The following is an 18,634-nucleotide window of genomic DNA, read 5'->3' on the forward strand; positions in this document are numbered from 1 at the left end:
GTGGAGAGGTGAATTGTGTCAAGAATCATTCTTGAATCTGTATGTCCCCCGAATATTCCCTCCCATGTCCATCAGCCTTAGCTTGTTGTCTTCATCAAACTTAGCTTTCAGCCTATCCCCGTCTGCAGCGTTGATAAAAAAATCCTGCTTCTCGCCTTCTTCCTGAAGAAAGTAATACGATACCCGGGCATCTGCGCTAAAATCCAGTATCCTACCCTCGGCAAAGTTCAGCACTATATCCTGCGCTCTCACCCAGTTGTTGCGCTCCTCATTCTCTTCAGCAGCAAATTGCACCAGACACGAATCCACCAGAACCACCTGCGTCAGCTCCTGCTCCTTGAAATAAACCTGAAATTCGATGGCCTCCGCTGTGGCGAAGTTGTTCTCAAACTTTGGCTCTCCCAGAAACACCGCCTTCTCTTCCTCCGAAAAGTAGATCAGAAAGTCGCTGGTGGCATGATAATCCTTGCTATCCGTGCGTACATTGAAGGTGGCGATCAACTTGCCCTCCTCCTCGTAAAGCTCCATTTTATCCGCTTTGATGATAAGAGTATCCTCCACCCCGGTAACCACTTCCGGCTCTTCAATCAGGAAAGCATAGCCATTGGGACGATCCCAAAATCCATAACCACACTTTGCATTGGCATTTTCCTTCTGATCGTAAGCCCTTACACGGCTCCACACCGTGAAAGTGTCTTTCCCCTGGTCGTAGATGGCATGATCCCCCTCCATATGGCGCACAAATCCGTCTTTTGTGCGTTGTGTAAGCTTTACCCTGCCCCCCAGGTTCAATACCTGCGGAATGCGATAGTAAGCCAGAGAATCTGCCACCAGATGCAGAGAATCGTTTTGCACCACCACATTGCCGGTTAGCCGCGCAATCTTCTGTGTGTCCAGGATCAAAGCCCTGTTGCCCCTAAACTCGGTGTCTCCATAAAAGAAATGAACATTCCCCGTGAGGTCCAGTATCTGCGCCGTTTCCACATTGCTCATATACATGCGGTCGGCATGGATCAGCTTGAATTTCTGCCGCTCTGTCTCATCTGCGCTTAGAGAGAGCAACACCAACAGCAGACTACCAATCCACAAAATCTTCTTCATCAAAATAACCTTCGGCAGTCACGGTGTTCATCTCCGCAAAGCTCAATTTGGTATTTGTGCGCAGGTTTTCGCCCCTTAGTGCGTCCCCCATCCGCGTCAGCGTAAGTTGAGTGGGCACAATGATCTCGTCCACATTGCGATCCCAATACATCTTTTGTGTCTTGATGTCCCCGTCTTTGGTCTTGAAACTCACGCTACCGCTGGCAATCACCACATTCCGCGCATCGTCCACGACGGTGGTATCCGCCTTGATCACGGAGCTCACCTGCCCTTCCTTGTCATAGGAAGTAAGGGTTACTATGTATCCATACAGCATTCGGCGATCCGTAAAACGCTCCATACTTTTGGCTTCTATAATATAATCCAGGCGTTCATTGCGATATTCCGCCAGCTGTACTCCCTCGGAATACTCATCCGCCACACCCTGCTCCAATACCGGAATTTTCTGATTCAGGCTCTCCTCTGAACACGAGCAGATGATAACTAGAAGCAAGAGCGGATAAATCAGCTTCAGCGCTTTGAAGCCTCTTCTCATCATTTGCAGCCCACGCTTTCCAGATAGTTCCTTATCGCACTGTCATACACGCCTTTTTTGTGCAGGATCAGGTTGATCAATTCCCGTACCGCCCCTTCTCCGCCCCGGCGTTCGGTAACCATATCCGCCGTCTTTTGCACTTCCGGCCAGGCATTGGCGGGTACCACCCCCAAAGCCGCTCTGCGAATGCAGGGAACATCATTCCAATCGTCGCCCATATAAATCACGTTGTCAAAAGTAAGACCCAGCTCCTCCAAGAGCTTTGTAACACACTCCAGTTTATTGTCTATACCCTGATACAGATGCTCGATCTTCAGATCTTGACATCGCCGCTGAAGTGCTTCAGACGATCTGCCGCTCACCACAGCCACGCGGGTGCTGATTTCCCTTATCAGAATCAAGCCCATTCCATCCGCAGCATTGAACTGCTTGATGTCCTGGCCGTCGCTACCATATATGATCTTTCCGTTTGTCAATACCCCATCACAATCCAAAATCAGGAGCTTGATCTCTCCCCAGGGAACGGGACGCTTGTTTGGCCTCATCATTGGATTCATAGTAATCTCTCCTATAGCTTTTCGCAGATGCGCACACAATCCCGCAGCAGGTTCTCCATGCTGTCCAGAGCTAACATGGTGGATGCATCACTCAGGCCTTTGGCGGGATCGGGATGGCACTCTATAAAGAGTCCGTCCACCTTTCCGGTAGCCAGTGCTGCTTTTGCCATCATCGGCGCAAATTCCGGATTTCCCCCGCTGCGCTTGCCGATGGATGGCAGCTGTAAAGAGTGCGTAAGGTCGTAGATGATGGGATATCCAAATTCTTTCATGATGGCAAAGCCCCGGAAGTCCACTACCAGATTGTGATAGCCAAAGCTGCTCCCGCGCTCTGTAAGTAGTATCTTTTCATTCCCGGTTTCGCTGGCCTTTTGTGCTGCAGATTGCATGTCCTCAGGAGCCATAAATTGCCCTTTTTTGATGTTCACGATCCGTCCCGACAGCGCCGCTGCCCTTATCAAATCCGTCTGCCGGCTCAGAAATGCCGGGATCTGCAGAATGTCACATACTTCCGCTGCGGAAGCCACCTCACATACTTCATGCACATCGCTCAAGATTGGCAGATTGTAGTCCCGCCCTATGTTGTGCAAGAGTTTCAGCCCCTCCAGGATTCCGGGACCTGTATAGGAATCCCCACTGCTGCGGTTTGCCTTTTTGTAAGATGACTTGAAGATAAGGGGCAATTCCAGCCGCCGGCATACCTGCGATAAACGCTCCGCACATTGGTGCATCACGGCTTCACTCTCTACCACACAGGGACCCGCAATTACAAAGAAAGGCCGGGCAGACTTCAGGTTTTCAAAAAGGCTCATGTATCTTCCTAGCAAATTTTTTTGATCTTTTCCCAACTGCAATCTTTGGTGTTCAAACCAAAATGTCCATAACTGGCAGTAGGCTGAAAGATCGGTTTGCGTAAATCAAGATAATCGATGATTCCCTTTACTGTCAAGTCAAATTCCTTCAGGATCTTCGCCTCGATCTCATGCTCGGCAATCTTGCCGCTACCAAAGGTTTCCACCATCACGCTGTTCGGTGCAGCGTCGCCGATTACAAAACTGAACTGGATCAGGCATTCATCTGCCAAACCGCTGCCCACTACGCTCTTGGCAATGTGGCGCACCATATAAGACGCACTGCGATCCACCTTGGTGGCGTCCTTTCCACTAAAAGCACCGCCGCCATGCTGTGCCCAACCACCATAAGTGTCCACGATGATCTTGCGCCCAGTAAGCCCAGTATCCGACGCCGGCCCGCCTTCGTGCCAACGCCCCAGGGGATTGATGAGAATCTTCAGATGATCCGCATCAAAGCGAACTTCATCTTCCATTTCCAGGATGGTGCTTTTCACTACTTTATCTACAATCGCCCGCTTCAATTCCTCAAATTCCAGTTCACAGATGGCCTGGTGGTGAGTGGAAATCACCAGAGTCTCCAATTCCCGTGGTTTACGCCCTTCAAAGCGGAAACTCACCTGACTCTTCGCATCTGGAAGCAAACAGGGAATGCTGCCGTCTCTACGGGCTTTGGCAAGGTTTATCAATAGTTGATGCGCCACCTCGATGGGTATCGGCATCAGGGATTTGGTCTGATTGCAGGCATAACCGAACATCAGGCCTTGATCTCCGGCACCATCATTGAGCGCCAATGCCCGCTCTTGCTTGTGCAACAGATTTGTAATCTCACAATTGTGATCAAATCCCTTGCCCGCATGCGTGTAGCCGATCTTGCGGATCACCTCACGCACGATTGGCTCTACATCAATGGATGCTTGGGAATTGATCTCTCCGGAAAGAATAACCCTATCCTGCGTACACAGTGTTTCACAGGCTACCCGGCTAAGCGGATCCTGCTCCAGATATGCATCAAGAATGGCATCCGATATCAGATCGCAGACCTTGTCCGGATGACCTTCGGACACAGATTCGGATGTAAAAATATAACCGCTTCTGTCGGATGGTTTTGCATGTAGTGCTGTCATTTATATTCTCCTTTTTTCTTTCTCAATCTCACTTGCCTGCGCCACAATAAAAACCGGCTGCTAAAGCCGGCGAAAAAAAGAGCCGCACTTTAGCACATTTCTATCGCGGAGCAAAGGGCAAATTACCGCGTTCTTTGGGCATTGAAGCTCTTTGGCTTCATCATTTATACAAAAAAACGGCTTACACGCTATGTCCCACGGACAGCGGACAAACCGCAAAGTGTGGTACATCTTCGGGGACTCGAACCCCGGACCCACTGATTAAGAGTCAGTTGCTCTACCAGCTGAGCTAAAGATGCACACTGTGAAAGTCAGCAAAATCCGCCTGCGCTTTGTGTCAAGAAATTTCCGATTTTACACGGCTACGAAAGGACACACTGGTTGATTGCTCCAATGCTGCTTCTATATTTTCGGAGGATCGGAATACTCCGTTACGAGAACCCCGTAAACTGCAGCACTACAGCACCATTAAACTACGAACTAAAGAACCGATATAAACCTTGACGGTTTTGTGTATACTCTAATATGTGTTTTGAGGACTAAAGTAATGAGAAACATTACGTTGACAGTATTGATCCTAATGCTTTGTCTGCCTTGTTTTGGACAGAGCGTTCCCATCACGGAGAAAGTTGAGACGGAAGAATACTCAAATCTGGAGCTCGATTTGAATGTGGGCATGGGTGTCAGGCTTACTGGTCCCACTAGATACCGCTGGCGCATACAACCTGCTGCCGGAATCGCATTGAAATACCATACCTTCGTCTCCCCAGAATTCCGCATCCATGTAGGGTTGAGCGAGCACTATTATTCTGCTACCAGAGTGGTGGATCATCCCTACCCTTATGTGATGGACATGCGTCTAAAGCTTATTAGCTACAACACCCGTTTATCTGTGGGGGGAGATTATATGCTCAATCCCACAAAAAGGGGACATCGATACTATGTAGGAGCTTCTGTTTATAACGATTTCGTTCACTATGCAAAAGCGAAAAACATACTGTACTACGTAGATGGTAATGTGCCTGAGACCCTGAATGTAAAAGACAGCTTTCAAGACCCTGTGATCGGGGCACAACTCAGCTTTGGTATTGCGAGACCCGCCGGTAAATTGGAATTGCGCTATTGGCAGGATATTACTACGTTTCAGATAGAGGGCATTCCCATGGGAAAGGAGCGGCGCAGCTACGTCGGATTCACGGGCACAATCCCAATCCGGTTTTAGCCGCTTGCGCATGCGCTGTTTACTGATCCCTGCGCAATCCTAGGTCTTGGGTTTCCAGTAATGCTGCCAAGCCTTCATATGGATGATCCTACCATCAAATCTGGGATAGATTTCCGATACGCAATATGAAAATGTGTCGTAGTGATAGTATCCGTCCCAGATCGTTTCGATCTCGCGGGAAGGCAAAGACATCCTCATCAAATCCGCCATACCGTGCTTCTCGCGAGAATACAGCAGTGTACCTAGATTTTGCGTGAAGGCATAGCTATAGCAATCCTCAATCGAAAAGATCTCATCATTCTGACGATCGTAAACCATTAGCACCGACGGATATCGCTGCGTTATCACATTACCAGAATATGAAACATGATCGTAAGGTTCTCTTTTACCTTGCAGAGCAAAATAACGTAAGTCTTTGCTGATCCGAGCATTGGGCATCTCATAATAATTATCTCTTGGGATCTCAAATATCAGGGATGAATCCCTCTGTGCGTTCATTTTGCATAATGCGTACTTTGGATCGAATGGCCCGGTACTACTGTAGAAATAGTATTCATCTGTATCTTCGATGTAGACGGCATAGAATGCAGATACCGGCTCCGGCAATTCAGTCCAGATCCCGGTTTGGATATCCATTCTAGCGATCTGACCGTGCTTGATGGCAGTAAGATAGTTGAAATTTGTCGATAACTCCGGAGCGCTATAATAGGATCCATCATCGGGGCTTAGGCGGCTGAAGTTGTTACCGTTCATATCAACACGACAAATGGCATAACCCATAGCGAAATACAACATCATGTTCAGCTTATCGATTGCAAGATGCTGAGTGTCTGTGATATGGGAACCAGCCGGAGTAAGCTCTATGCCGGGACTACCAAGCTCTCGTCTCACCAATCTCTCGCCAAGGTGGAAGATCAGTTTATCGGAAGTATAGAATGGCGTGCCATAAGTTTCTACTTCCAAGCTGTTATCCAGACGAAAACTGCTACCATCATCATTGATGCTGCAATACACCTGTACCGCCGGATTGCTTTCACTACAAGCACCGGTGCAGAGAAACATAACCACTGCCAGTATTACAATAATGTAGGTACAACGCATATGGCTTCCTCCTTGAGGTTAGTAACGCAAATTTGCATACTTGTAATCAGATGTCAAGCAATATTTTTTAATTCTTTAGTTCTTAGTTATTAGTTAGTTGGTGCTACAGTGCTGCGGTGCTACAGTGCTGCGGTGCTGCAGTTGGCGGTCAACACTCCACTTCGTTCCGCTTTTGATCGTTCCGCTTCGCTTCACTGTTGAACGGCCTTCGGCATGTTGAGTGCTCAGGCTTCGCCTTTGCTGTTTAACCACCCCACTAAAACGCTGCGCATTTTCGTGGGGACACCGGCAATCCTCGGAGAACCCAGCCAACCTCAATACTGCAGCACTGTAGCACCGTTCAACAGGTACGAAGCAACTCATCGCGAGCTATTCATCCTCCATACATCAAGCAGTGCCGAAGTAGATATCATCCCGTTATCATCGAGTGGTCACTGCTTGATAACAGCTTTATATCTGGATCGGCACAAGTGAAGCAAGAAGGATAGACCTCTGCAGAATTATTTTGACAGCAATGCGGCATTCACCCATTTTGTATCCGAGGTAACCATGATAAAGTTTGTATATTTATTACTGCTTGTGCTGCTATGCACTACGCTTGCAGCTCTCGACATCGATCAAAGCCATTACGGCTTCACACCCGGCGCACAAAGAGATTATCGGCAAGGAGCATGGAATCAAAACACTACCGACCTCAGCGAAGGCAACGGAAAAAGCTGGAACTTCTCTTTGCCCCAGACCGGTTATGTGCACAACAGCTATTATAGTACAAATGCGCTCCCGGATTATCCCGGCGCCAATATCCGCTGCGCATACACTCAGTACATAAACGGGATAGATGATGCAGGCACTACATATCTGCAAAATGACGGCATAGATATCATCACTCTGGGCTATACCGGCTATCCCAATGTAGTATGGAATCCGGGCATTCCTCACGGTTTACCGCATACAATTAACAAAACCTGGCAGGGCACGCATGCATGGCTTTATGGCAGCTACACCGTTAGCGGAAAAGTGATCTCCGAAGGCAGTATCAGCATCCCTCTGGGTAGTTTTCCCGCCCTGTGCATAAGGTATCATTACGAAACCACAAATTTCGATTACTACTACTATCAATGGGAAACCACGGAATATGGAATTGTGGCTTATGCAAACACCCTAAACGGCGGCATGCTCTATGTGCTGGAAGATGCAGAACCCAATGGCTCAGCGCTGGATGAAGAGCTTGCCTGCGCAGTTCCAGAGCTATGCCTGTACCCCAATCCGATGCTGAATACCAGCCCAGTAGCGGGACTTTCCATCGAATTCAGCATGGCAAAGAAGCCCGCTGGACAACCCGTGATTCGGATCTACAACCTAAAGGGACAAAAAGTAAAAACCATCGTCCTGACCGATGAATGCAGCCTGGGTAACAAATCCGGGCTCCGCAGCGATCCAAAGCAAAACGGGATATTCTATTCCACACTTTGGAATGGCAGGGACGATAACGATAGAAAGCTGACATCCGGTACATATATTGCAAAGGTGATGGCGGATAAGGAAGTAACTACGGCAAAGTTCACGATTGTCAAATGAGTGCAGATTTGCAACACCTGCATCACGAAACTCTGACAATTTTCAAGATTTATCTTGACGCGAAACGGGAACTGAATAACGTTCACTAGCAAGTCTCAAAATCCCAATATTGTAATCTTTAAAGGAGATTAGTTATGAAGCAAATTCATAATGTCACGGTTCTGTTGTGTATGGTGCTAGTGACCGGACAGCTGTTTGCCAGTGGATTTGGCCTCACAGGAGTTGGCTCCAGAGCTACTTCCATGGGTGGAGCTTTCCGCGGTTTGAGTGACGACGCCAGTGCAATGTATTGGAATCCTGCTGGTTTGGGCTTTATGAATGAAAATTCCGTCTCTTTGGGCGGCACTTTCATTATGCCATCTGCCAAATGGGATCCCAGCGGCACTACTGTTGCGAGCATTCCCGGATTTTCCGCCAAGGAATATGAAGCCAAAAAGAAAGTAGTTGCTTTCCCCAATGCCTTCCTCACAATGGCCAAAAACCCGCGCTTTAAGTATGGCTTGGGCGTTTATGTACCATACGGTTTGGGCACCACTTGGGATGCTTACGATCTTCCCAGCGCACCATATGTGTATAATGACGCTGCCAGCTTCCCCGATGAAGAGATGATGAGCAGCATCGCCGTGGTCGACATACATCCCTCCGCAGCTTACCAGATCCTGCCCAATCTCTCTGTGGGAATGGGCATTAGCGCCATGTACGGCATGATCGACATCACCCAATTGAAATTCCCCTCCGCTAATGTGGCTCCGATGAGCATCGATCTCTCTGGAACCGGCATCGGCTTTGGGGCGAATATGGGAGTGTTGTATAAACCCACGTACTGCCTTGCCATCGGTCTTTCCGGTAAACTGCCCTCCTCCATCGATATGGAAGGAGACATCGATATGCACCTGTGGGCCCCGGCAAATCCTGACGGCACTCCTGCCATGAAACTGGGCGGAAAGTCCGATATCGACGCCACTTTGGATATACCTGGCGACATCGGCATCGGCCTTGCCTGCACAAGGTTTGACAATCTGACTCTTACCTTGGACTACAGCTATACCATGTGGGATGCCTTGGAAACAGTAAAAGTGAAGATTGATGATCCCATCGTGATTGCCGACCCCGCCAATCCCTTTGCGGAAGTTCCCTTGACCTTCAATTGGGAAAATACCCACCGTGTGAGCCTTGGTGCGGAATATATGATGGGGATTCATAGATATCGCATGGGCTTTTTCTACGATCAGACCCCGATCCCGGAAGATACCCAAATTCCCACCCTGTCCGACATTAGCGACAAATTCAGCAGCAACATCGGCTGGGGCATCGATCTGGGAAACATCGGCTTTGAAGCCAATGCCCAATGGGTGATGTTTACCGAACGGGAAATAAAGGATACTCAAGTAACCGAATATAACATGCCCGGTAAATACAGTTCCAATTCCATCTCAGGAAATATAGGGCTTTCCTATAGATTCTAGATGTAAATCTGTGTGTTGCAGAGGAACGGCTGCCTCATAACGGGGCAGCCTGTTTTTTGGGTTTTTTTGGGGTCCCCGCAGAAATGCGAAGCGTTTTTGTGGTGTGTTTTCCGGGGTCCCCAAAGCTGAGCAAAGCGAAGGTTTGGGGTAAAGTGGAAGCTTCGTCTCGATGCTTGTTGGTCCAAACGGCAAGATGCTGTTTCCACAATCGGTGCGCAGCGCCCAGCTGCGCTCCCTACTTCAAAGCAAAATACGCGGTCAAGGTTACGCTGATACTCTTTTTGCGGGTGCTGGTATTGTAGATGCCATAATCCGAGACCTCGGTGGAATAGGGCTCTGTGATCTGAAATACACCGGCGCGGGCCTCACGCATCTTGCCCAGTTTACTTTCAGCAGAACCGGAGATTTCACGGGCTCTGGCCATGGCATCGGCAGTGGCTGCTGCCAAAAGCTCCTGTTTCAATTCCGGAAGCTTGCTGTAGAGATATTCCAAGCGGCTGTTTTGCAGCACCATCCCGCGATCGGCAATGAAATCCGGATTGAGGGCAAGGTCTTCCACCTTGTCCAGCTTGTCCGACAGTATAAAGATCTCCTGATTCAGGTTGTATCCAGTCATGGAGCCATAATTGTCATAGCGGGGATAGCTGCTCACCGGCTGCACACTGATCTCTTCAGCGGCAATGCCCTGACTGATCAGGTATTCACGAAAGGCCACGATATCCCGGTTCATGCTCTTGTACCCGCTATTCAGTTCATCATTGCCCACGCTTTTTTGCAACGAGACGTTCCATTTCACCAAGTCCGAATCGAAGAGCTTGCTGGAGTATCCCACCACACGCAGGCTGGTTTCGGCTTTGCGGCTCTGCCAGAAGAATACGCTAAATATCGTGACGCCGACTATGAACGCAATTCCCAACAGCGCATAAGTATTTTTGGATTCCTTCATCCAGATCAGGATGCCGACGATCACCAAAGCTGCGATGAGTACTAAGAAATATGGCATGTGTTACCTCCAGGTAGATAATAATAGTTTACAACAGACCCCAGCGACGCCGGAAAAAGAGCTCCAGACAGAATGCCAGGATGAACAAGGTGATGATATACCACTGTTTATAAAGATTATATTCTCGTTTTAGGATCTCCTCCCCGATTACAGGGGGCAGGGGATTGTGCAAGGCTGCATCCTCAAGACTGATGAGCTTGCCGCGGGTGGTCTGAGCAAGGTAGCCCAAAAGCGGCAGGTTAAAATCGAAATCACGTTCTTCAGCCGAGATTTCGGAGATGGCAAAGCTTCCCTTGCTGCTCTTTTCGCTATCAGCTTCGCGAATCTCAAAACGGTAGTTACCCGGTTCAGTAAGCTTGCTGGTGTAGCGGTATTCGTCTCCGGAACTGGTCATGAAGTCTTGCTCCAAGAGCTTTCCTTCGGCATCATAGATGCTGATCCGGGGGTTTTTGTCCAGATCGTGACTGCGAATATCGTCTTCTGCCCTCAGGCTCAACAGCACTTCTTCTCCCTGAAGATAGCTGCTTTTGTAGATAGCGCTGTAGCTGCCCAATGCCTTGTTGCTAAGCCAGGTGAGGATGTTTACCATCATCTTCTGATAGCCGGATTCCGCGCGTTGCATTTGCCAGCGCCAGAGATTCAAAAAGCTGAATGCCAGGGCGCGGTTCTTGCCCTGGAGCTTGATAGCGATGGCTGGGGACTTTTGGGGATTGTTCATCACGCCCAGAAGCTCGCTGCCGGGTGCGGGATTGCAATAATAATAGTCCAAAGGAGGTAGTTTTGCCTGCTCCAAGCCCAATTGAGACAGCATGGGATACATATCTGCTGCCGGTTGTAACTGCACAAAACCCTGATAGGGGCTAGTGAGATTGGATCGGGTAAACGGCAGATAATCCGCCAGTTCGCTAAGCGGAAGCCCTTGATAGAGCAATCCGGCCCCGCTCTTGAGACGGTCTTCAATGTATCGGCGCAAGCTGGGATCAAGGCGCAGATTACCGTTGTTCAAGATCACAATCACCGCTGGACGTTCGTTATCAGACAGAGTTGCCATCTCTTCACCCCGGTAGGCAACACCGTTGCGAACCTGATAGGACACGCTTTGCCAGCGCGGATTTGTGGCGATGGCATCCAGGATGAATTTGTTGTCCCAACCGGGAGCATCACTCAATACAGCAATCAATTCCTTTTCCGCCAATACCTCGATGGCGCCGGGATACACGTTGTTGCCCAGGCTTTGTTCCTTGTCCAGGGCTTCCAGCTCCACCCGGTAGTTGAAGAAGCCAAGCTGAGGAAAGCGATGCATAAATTCCACGATTTGCTCTACATTGTCCTCTAGCTTCAGCGTTTGGCTGCTAATGCGCTGCTGACCAAGGTAGAGATGCACTTTTGCCTGACCGCTGTAGCCTGTTGCCGCTACTTTGGCACGGATAAAGGTGTTTTCATTGCGATAGGCATAGCGATTGGCTTGCAGTTCCCGGATTGCGAGATCTCCGCTGCTGTAGCGGGTGGTATCTGCAAGTGCGTAGATGGGGTATCCAAGGCGGGATACCTGCTTGAAATCCTCGTCTCTTAGCCAGCCATCTGAGGCCAGTAGGACTGAACTGATATTGCGGAAATCCTCCTTCTTGCTTATCTCCGCCAAGCTTTTACCCAGCAGGCTGTTTGACCTCTCCCCATCGATGCCGTCGGCAAAGCTATACTCCAGTATGCGATATCCGGCATCCTGATACTTCCTCTTCAAGGTGTTCAGGGGCTCTTTCAGCGCTTTGCTTTTGCTTTTGCCCTCGCGGGAGATATCCATAGAGAGGCTTTCGTCCTTTAGCACCAGGATTTGCGGAGCATTCTTGCGCGTGCTGAAGAAGTGCAATACGGGACTAAGCAGCACAATCAACAAGATAAACAGTGCTACAAATCGCAGGGCACAGAGCAGGAACAACCTGCCCCTGCTGAGTTCGGGACGGCTTCGGTGATACAGCAAGGCAGCAAGTAGCAGTGCAAATATCGCCGCAAAGAGAAAGGACATCAGAAGCCGATCTTTGTAGCTATACCAAAGGAAATCCCCTTGGATTTGTAACCTGGGATGATGCTGTCAAAACTCTGTAAAGCGAGTCTGAACTCGTTGTTTCCTCCCTTGATTCCGATTCCGTAGGATACCTTGAGAGGGTTATTGCTGTTTGGTAACGAGATACCCAGAGAGATGGGCAGTACCGGTAGCGGCATCAGTGAAGCTCCCAGAGACAGGCGTCCCACTTTGCTGCTTACTGCGCTTTCGGAAAAGCCCTGCACCCAATCTGCGGAAACATCGAAGAAACGGCGCTTGTACAGTACGGCAAGGCGCAATTCTGTGCCCAGTGGCGAACTGAACGAACCGGTATCCTCTTCTATATCCTCGTAATCGACTATGTCATCATCCAGATCGATAATGAATACAGAATCCGCGGTAGCATAGTAGCGATAATTCTTGGTATCCGTACCCCATTTAATGAAACCGGCGATGTTGTCCACGGTAAGCCCCGCAACCAGCCGGGGAGTGACCTCGCTATAGAAGCCCAGCATGCCCTTGAATCCTGCACCGATGAGGCCGGTACGTACCAGCAGCTCGGAATCCAGATTGGCGCCCACATCGCTGTTGCTCACATAGTCTATCTTGAATTCCTGAGTATCTATGCTCATGGCTCCGGTTAGCAAGCTGGCGGAGGCTCCGGCTTTGATCTGAGGCCAGTTTTCCGGAAGGAAGGGAATCCGGATATTACCAATACCATATGTAAAATCCAGATAGGAGATCGCCGAAGCATTGTTTGAGCCCTTATGGAAAGTATATTCGTCCTCTGTGTTGCCGTATAGGGCAAGGCGCAGGAAATCTTCGGACAACTTGCCTTTGCCGTAGATATGGGCAGAAGCTGAGAAAGCGGTATTATCCATAGTGATGCCAAAGAGGCTGATGTTCGAGTTTACTCCAAAGGACAGGGAACCATCCACATCCTTCAGGATGCGCTCTTTATCGTCCACATTCAGGGTGTCACGACTCATGAAGTAGTTGTAGGTATCCAGATCCAGGGCATTGTTGCTCACTTGGATTCCGGAGTTTAGAAGGGGCATCCAGATATCCCTGGGGCCGTCCGCACTCAATCTGGCGGGATTCCAATAGTTTGCTTCCACACCGGTGGCACGCAGCATATAGCTATCGGCATAGAAAAGAGATTTCGCGGAGGGTGTGGCGTACAGCGACAGAGCTACAACGGCAATCAGCAGGCAAATAAACATCTTCTTCATTTCTATTTCCCCGATTCTTCAATTCTCAGTTTACCCAGCAACATGCTCTTTATGGCTATGTAATCTCCGCTGCCAGCAGTGATATTTACCCAATCCTGGCTTTCCGCAAAGCGAAACTCCCATCTGAGATACACCGTTTCATTGGTAAAAAGATCCAGCTCGGCTTTGTTCAAAGCCAGTCCCTCAATCTTTTGCCATTGGTCATTTGTTTCCGCAGAATCGATATGGACTTCTTTGTAAAACACATAGGAATCCGGATTCTGAGGATCAATCTCCGCAGTATGGCCAAAATATGCCCGGGCGCATAGTCCCACGGGGATTTTATTCATTATATCCATATCCAGTTCTGCATTTTGCAGGTTTTTACTGATGTTATCACGGTTGTCCGCACTGATGTCGATTTGTTGAACTTCCCTCATCAATATGGGGTAATCGTGAAGCATGAAGCGGAAGGGCAGGTCGACTACGTAATCCGCATTCAGATAGTCTGTATTCCTGATGCTGCCATATCCAGAGGCGGTACCGATCTTCACCACCGCATCCACGATCTCCACATGCTCCGGCATCTGTTGGATAAGGTCGCTGATGCCTTCTTCCAGGGTAACCCGGGTATAACCGGGTTCATTGCCGGTGGCTGGATTGATGATGAAGTTCTGTCCCTGGTCATCTTGGATCGCAATTCTGGTGGGAGGAGTGAAGCTATCCACTCTGGCTTCCAGGAACCCCCTGAATTCACAACTGAATCCCATGCGGTTAAACAAATCGATTTGCAATTTTGCCCCATTCGCCGTTACAGCCTGATTGAGGCCGTAAGGATATTCGATGTCGATCTGAGCTGCAGAGCTGTCCAAACTCAATTCCAGAGTCTGTATCTTGCCCTGAAACATCGAGAAACTAAGCGTCTCCACCATTTGCAAGTCCATCGTGCCCAATGGACTATAACCAGGTAATGAGGAGGTGGTGGTTAAACCGCAGGTCAATTCATCCAAAGGATCGGTGGCGTTCAAAGTACCGAAAGTGTAGGCAGCCAGATTGATCTCCTGCCAGCCTACCTGCCCTTCATATACTATCCGCAAGGGATCACCCGCGGGATCTTTGATCTCCGCTACAGTAATCTCAATCTCCTGAGTCTGGGCCACGATATCGACGAAGCGATAGCGGAGGCTTCCAGTAGCAACCTTTCCATAGGAGAGATTGGCATTGTTCTGCGTGTCTGCAAAAGGTAGCCCCTGGCTGATTGTGATTCCGGAAAGCAAGGGGAAATGTGCGTCGATAGCAGGCTGCAAATCGATGTTACCAACCATGGGAGTCTCCACTTCTCCGGAACTGGTGAGATACAACATTTCACCATAATCTTCATGTTCCTGGATTATGATATTTACGCTGTCTACAAGATCAGATGCATAATAAAGGTCGTTTACCAGAGGAATCTTGAGATCAATATCCCATACCGGCAGAGAGGGATTTTTCACGGTACAGGCAGCAAGTAATAGCAAGATGCTAAGAATAACTGCGATTTTTGCTTTCATAGCTTTTCCTTCACCAGGTCTATATGCCCGGTAATTTATAGAATAATCATTTTCGTGTATAAAGCTCTTCATGGATACATCTCTCCGGCATTATGGGCTCCTAGTAGCTGTACTTCTTTGGGATATAGATGCTTGCCTCGCTCCGGATCGCGCTGGATCTCCCGCCGCAAGAGTTCTTGTTTCACCAATTCACCAAAGGCAGGATGATATGGCCCTGCCACGACATCTACCGTATTCAGATTGGAGGGTACGCCATACTTGATGATTCTGATCCCGTTTGCGGCACATAATTCAGCATAATCGGCGCAGATACCAACCGCCTGTTTCAGGGAAAGCGGCAGATAGTCTCCCTGCTTATAAAGCCGGGATAGAGGGGTATCTTGGATTACAACCGTGGGATACAGACGCAGTAGATCAGGCTTCATCCTTACCAATACACGCATATTTAGTTCCAAACTCTCCGGATTGCTGTGCGGCAACCCCGGCATCAACTGAATGCCCAGAGTGAAGCCTGCTTTGCGTACTGCCCCTGCTGCAGATAGAGCGGACTCCGCAGTGTATTTTCGCCCGGCAGCCAGCAATACTTCATCACAAAAATCCTGAACGCCCAGTTCGATGGTTCTCACCCGGTATCGCCATAAGCGCACCAGGACATCATCACTGATGTACAAAGGATGCGTGCTCACCCTCAGGCTGTCGCCCTCATCCAAAAGACGGCTGATCTTCTTCAGATAGTCTTCCTGGATAGCTTCCGGTAATGCCGTAAAGGTGCCTCCATAGAAGGCTACTTCCTTCTTTCTGCCAGGATTACGCCGGATAAAAGCCGCTACCTCGGCTTCCGCCTTTTCCATGTTGAACGTTCCGGCCCCGCTGATCTTGCGCTGGTCGCAATATACGCAGGTTCCGGGACACCCTTGCATGGGTATGAAGAGGGGATAAATGAGGCTCTTATCCGGCTGCTTCATTCAATCTTCTTGTATGATCTTCACGGGACGCGCTATATATTTGGTGTGCAAGAGCTTTTTGGCTCTATCGCTGTTGGGCGCACCCAGATACTCTTTATAAAGGTTTAGGATGGATTCATTGTTGTGAGACTCTCTGCGTTCTGCAAGTTCGTCCTCTTTGTACAGTCCCTTGGCACGGGCTGAGCGAACCCGGTTTGTGCTGCGATATGGCTGACCGCCACCGCCCACACAACCACCGCTGCAGGCCATCACTTCCACAAAGTGGTAGGGAGGTTCTTTGCCGGCTTGCTTTGCCTCACGGATTTCGTTCATCAATTTGCTTACATTGCCCAAACCTGAGGCTACTCCGATGCGGATTTCCTTGCCTAGCAGATTGATCGTGCCTTTTTTGATCCCTCTGGAACCGCGCACAAAGTCGATCTTGGGATTCGGCAATTCTTCGCCAGTAGCCAATTTGTAAGCAGTACGCAGAGCCGCTTCCATCACACCTCCGGTGGCTCCGAAGATAGTGCCTGCACCACTGTATTCGCCCAGAGGATTATCTGCATGGCCTTCTTCCAGCTTCGCCATATCTATGCCGCGGGTTTTCAGCATCCGCGCCAATTCGCGAGTGGTGATGGTGAGATCCACGTCCTTGCGGCCGCTGGCATACATGTCTTCCATGCGTTCGATCTCATATTTCTTTGCCGTGCATGGCATTACGGACACCAGGAAGATTTTGTTGGGGTCGATGCCCATCTTTTCTGCCCAATATGTCTTCACCATTGTACCCACCATCTGATGCGGACTCTTTGAGGAAGAGAATTGCGGGATGAGGTCGCTGTGGAACTTCTCCAGATAATCCACCCAGGAAGGGCAACAGGTGGTGATGAGCGGGAATTTCTCCGGATGTTCTGTGAAGATATGTACAAATTCGCTGGCCTCTTCCATGATGGTGAGGTCTGCCCCGAAGTTTGTGTCAAACACATATTTGAAGCCCAATTCACGTAAAGCGCTGTACATCTTGCCTTTCACGTTCGTTCCGGGTTTGTAGCCAAATTCTTCACCCAAAGCCACGCGCACCGCCGGAGCTTCCTGAGCCACCAGCACCAGATCGGGATTGTCCAGCGCTACCCACAAGGGATCGCTGTCGTCACATTCATAGATGGCTGCCACGGGGCAATAAGCGCTGCATTGTCCGCATTTTACACATTCGCTGCTCTCCAGCGGACGATCAAAGGTGGGTCCCACGTAGGTTTCGAAACCGCGATCACTGTTTTGCAGAGCATGAACGTCCTGAACCTCGTTGCACACATAGGTACAGCGTCCGCACTGAACACAATATGATGGGTCTAAAGTGATGGAGGGAGAGGATTCATCACGACCCTTATACTTACGTTTTACCTTCTTCAGATGCATGTGGCGGATGGCGAGCTCCTGAGCCAAATCCTGCAATTCACAGCGTCCGTTTTTGATACATTCCGGACAGTTGTTGGGATGGTTCGATAGGATAATCTCCACCGCTTCCCGTCTCAGATCCAATAGCTTTTTGCCAGTAGTCTTTATCTGCATCCCATCTTCACAAGGAGTGGAACAAGCCCGCACAGTGCGGCCGTTGATCTCAACCATGCATACACCGCAATTGCCAAATGCGGGCAGATCCTCATGATAACATAGATGGGGAACCGGGTATCCGGCTTTTGTGCATGCATGCAAAACCTTGGTATTCTTGAGCACCTTGGTGGCCTTGCCGTTTACAAATACTGTAATCATATACTCTCCCTTCGGGCTTTTATTGATGCTTGTTCCATTTTGTGCAACCCTGAAAAAAGTGTCAAGCGAATAGCTGATTGCATTCTAGTAATGAATGAAGTATGTATAAAGGGGGTGTTGCGGTGTTGTGGTTCTGCAGGTGAATGCTCACGTGCCATTCATTCTCTCTATTTCAACCAGAGTTGAAGCTGATATCAAGCTGTTATCAAGCAGTGCTCACTCGATAATAACCCGATGATATCTGCTTCATCACGACTTGATGCATAGAGGATGAATGGAACGCAGATGGCTGTTCCCCTTTCGTAGCTGAACGGTGCTACAGTGCTACAGTGCTGCGGTTCTGCAGTTGGAGGTTTGTAGCTTGTGCCTCAGGCACGTCTTTGTCAGTTGAACTTTCCGATACTACTTCTCTTTTCTTTTGGAGGATCGGAATCCTCCGTTACAGATCGGAGCTGCGGAAAGCTCCGTTACGGATCGGAACTGCGGCTAGACAGGTCGCCTTCACCCCAACCTGTACTGCCTTCCGTTTTGGAGATTCGAACAATCATCATAAGCCAAAATCATACTTGACAGA

At 49.3% G+C, this 18,634-nt stretch carries 15 protein-coding genes and 1 tRNA gene; 3 read left to right on the forward strand and 13 right to left on the reverse strand.

What is annotated here, in order from left to right; translation table 11 throughout:
- Positions 1-18 precede the first annotated feature (18 nt).
- From PHF32_00095 to PHF32_00120, 6 genes are all read right to left on the reverse strand, one after another.
- A complete protein-coding gene (locus PHF32_00095; protein MDD4559130.1) occupies positions 19-1,101 on the reverse strand; it encodes an OstA-like protein in 1,083 nt (360 codons plus the stop codon).
- On the reverse strand, positions 1,076-1,639 hold the full coding sequence (gene lptC / locus PHF32_00100; GenBank protein ID MDD4559131.1) for an LPS export ABC transporter periplasmic protein LptC: 564 nt from the start codon (positions 1,637-1,639) through the stop codon (positions 1,076-1,078). Before lptC ends, PHF32_00095 begins: the two co-directional genes overlap by 26 nt.
- Positions 1,636-2,193 (reverse strand): HAD hydrolase family protein, encoded by a 558-nt coding sequence (locus PHF32_00105; GenBank protein MDD4559132.1) that lies wholly within the window; start codon positions 2,191-2,193, stop codon positions 1,636-1,638. The genes lptC and PHF32_00105 overlap by 4 nt, the downstream gene beginning before the upstream one ends.
- Before the next feature lie 11 nt (positions 2,194-2,204).
- Positions 2,205-3,005, reverse strand: a complete 801-nt coding sequence (gene kdsA / locus PHF32_00110; protein ID MDD4559133.1) for a 3-deoxy-8-phosphooctulonate synthase — start codon at positions 3,003-3,005, stop codon at positions 2,205-2,207.
- An 8-nt stretch (positions 3,006-3,013) separates the two neighbouring features.
- Positions 3,014-4,171 (reverse strand): methionine adenosyltransferase, encoded by a 1,158-nt coding sequence (metK, locus tag PHF32_00115; protein ID MDD4559134.1) that lies wholly within the window; start codon positions 4,169-4,171, stop codon positions 3,014-3,016.
- A 223-nt stretch (positions 4,172-4,394) separates the two neighbouring features.
- Positions 4,395-4,470: transfer RNA gene (locus PHF32_00120), tRNA-Lys, on the reverse strand.
- Positions 4,471-4,718: 248 nt separating this feature from the next.
- Between PHF32_00120 and PHF32_00125 the strand changes: the two genes are divergently transcribed.
- Positions 4,719-5,393 (forward strand): hypothetical protein, encoded by a 675-nt coding sequence (locus tag PHF32_00125; protein ID MDD4559135.1) that lies wholly within the window; start codon positions 4,719-4,721, stop codon positions 5,391-5,393.
- 39 nt (positions 5,394-5,432) lie between these two features.
- On the opposite strand, the gene PHF32_00130 is transcribed toward PHF32_00125, so the two are convergent.
- The gene (locus PHF32_00130; protein ID MDD4559136.1) at positions 5,433-6,494 is read right to left on the reverse strand and encodes a hypothetical protein; all 1,062 of its coding nucleotides are present in this window, start codon (positions 6,492-6,494) and stop codon (positions 5,433-5,435) included.
- Between the two features lie 549 nt (positions 6,495-7,043).
- Here PHF32_00130 and PHF32_00135 point away from each other — a divergent pair.
- Positions 7,044-8,072: a T9SS type A sorting domain-containing protein gene (locus tag PHF32_00135; GenBank protein MDD4559137.1), complete on the forward strand. Its 1,029-nt coding sequence runs from the start codon at positions 7,044-7,046 to the stop codon at positions 8,070-8,072.
- A gap of 134 nt (positions 8,073-8,206) precedes the next feature.
- A complete protein-coding gene (locus PHF32_00140; GenBank protein ID MDD4559138.1) occupies positions 8,207-9,538 on the forward strand; it encodes an outer membrane protein transport protein in 1,332 nt (443 codons plus the stop codon).
- A gap of 235 nt (positions 9,539-9,773) precedes the next feature.
- Here PHF32_00140 and PHF32_00145 read toward each other — a convergent pair whose 3' ends face one another.
- The 6 genes from PHF32_00145 to PHF32_00170 all read right to left on the reverse strand — a co-directional run bounded on the left by PHF32_00145 (position 9,774) and on the right by PHF32_00170 (position 18,060).
- The gene (locus PHF32_00145; GenBank protein MDD4559139.1) at positions 9,774-10,541 is read right to left on the reverse strand and encodes an SIMPL domain-containing protein; all 768 of its coding nucleotides are present in this window, start codon (positions 10,539-10,541) and stop codon (positions 9,774-9,776) included.
- Between the two features lie 28 nt (positions 10,542-10,569).
- Positions 10,570-12,564 carry a hypothetical protein gene (locus PHF32_00150; GenBank protein MDD4559140.1) on the reverse strand — a complete coding sequence of 665 codons (1,995 nt, stop codon included), beginning with the start codon at positions 12,562-12,564 and terminating at the stop codon, positions 10,570-10,572.
- Positions 12,564-13,814 (reverse strand): hypothetical protein, encoded by a 1,251-nt coding sequence (locus PHF32_00155; GenBank protein MDD4559141.1) that lies wholly within the window; start codon positions 13,812-13,814, stop codon positions 12,564-12,566. Before PHF32_00155 ends, PHF32_00150 begins: the two co-directional genes overlap by 1 nt.
- A 2-nt stretch (positions 13,815-13,816) precedes the next feature.
- The gene (locus tag PHF32_00160) at positions 13,817-15,343 is read right to left on the reverse strand and encodes a hypothetical protein (protein ID MDD4559142.1); all 1,527 of its coding nucleotides are present in this window, start codon (positions 15,341-15,343) and stop codon (positions 13,817-13,819) included.
- Between the two features lie 68 nt (positions 15,344-15,411).
- On the reverse strand, positions 15,412-16,308 hold the full coding sequence (locus PHF32_00165; GenBank protein ID MDD4559143.1) for a radical SAM protein: 897 nt from the start codon (positions 16,306-16,308) through the stop codon (positions 15,412-15,414).
- A complete protein-coding gene (locus PHF32_00170; protein MDD4559144.1) occupies positions 16,309-18,060 on the reverse strand; it encodes an NADH-dependent [FeFe] hydrogenase, group A6 in 1,752 nt (583 codons plus the stop codon).
- Positions 18,061-18,634 lie beyond the last annotated feature (574 nt).

Source organism: Candidatus Cloacimonadota bacterium, assembly GCA_028706475.1.
Classification (GTDB): Bacteria; Cloacimonadota; Cloacimonadia; order Cloacimonadales; family Cloacimonadaceae; genus UBA5456.

What these genes read in the sequence shown, in the direction of transcription:
- PHF32_00155 (MDD4559141.1), bottom strand. Translation starts at nt 13,814, where the DNA reads ATGAAGAAGATGTTTATTTGCCTGCTGATTGCCGTTGTAGCTCTGTCG.
- PHF32_00170 (MDD4559144.1), bottom strand. Translation starts at nt 18,060, where the DNA reads ATGATTACAGTATTTGTAAACGGCAAGGCCACCAAGGTGCTCAAGAAT.
- PHF32_00145 (MDD4559139.1), bottom strand. Translation starts at nt 10,541, where the DNA reads ATGCCATATTTCTTAGTACTCATCGCAGCTTTGGTGATCGTCGGCATC.
- kdsA (MDD4559133.1), bottom strand. Translation starts at nt 3,005, where the DNA reads ATGAGCCTTTTTGAAAACCTGAAGTCTGCCCGGCCTTTCTTTGTAATT.
- PHF32_00150 (MDD4559140.1), bottom strand. Translation starts at nt 12,564, where the DNA reads ATGTCCTTTCTCTTTGCGGCGATATTTGCACTGCTACTTGCTGCCTTG.
- PHF32_00165 (MDD4559143.1), bottom strand. Translation starts at nt 16,308, where the DNA reads ATGAAGCAGCCGGATAAGAGCCTCATTTATCCCCTCTTCATACCCATG.
- PHF32_00125 (MDD4559135.1), top strand. Translation starts at nt 4,719, where the DNA reads ATGAGAAACATTACGTTGACAGTATTGATCCTAATGCTTTGTCTGCCT.
- PHF32_00105 (MDD4559132.1), bottom strand. Translation starts at nt 2,193, where the DNA reads ATGAATCCAATGATGAGGCCAAACAAGCGTCCCGTTCCCTGGGGAGAG.
- PHF32_00140 (MDD4559138.1), top strand. Translation starts at nt 8,207, where the DNA reads ATGAAGCAAATTCATAATGTCACGGTTCTGTTGTGTATGGTGCTAGTG.
- lptC (MDD4559131.1), bottom strand. Translation starts at nt 1,639, where the DNA reads ATGATGAGAAGAGGCTTCAAAGCGCTGAAGCTGATTTATCCGCTCTTG.
- metK (MDD4559134.1), bottom strand. Translation starts at nt 4,171, where the DNA reads ATGACAGCACTACATGCAAAACCATCCGACAGAAGCGGTTATATTTTT.
- PHF32_00095 (MDD4559130.1), bottom strand. Translation starts at nt 1,101, where the DNA reads ATGAAGAAGATTTTGTGGATTGGTAGTCTGCTGTTGGTGTTGCTCTCT.
- PHF32_00130 (MDD4559136.1), bottom strand. Translation starts at nt 6,494, where the DNA reads ATGCGTTGTACCTACATTATTGTAATACTGGCAGTGGTTATGTTTCTC.
- PHF32_00160 (MDD4559142.1), bottom strand. Translation starts at nt 15,343, where the DNA reads ATGAAAGCAAAAATCGCAGTTATTCTTAGCATCTTGCTATTACTTGCT.
- PHF32_00135 (MDD4559137.1), top strand. Translation starts at nt 7,044, where the DNA reads ATGATAAAGTTTGTATATTTATTACTGCTTGTGCTGCTATGCACTACG.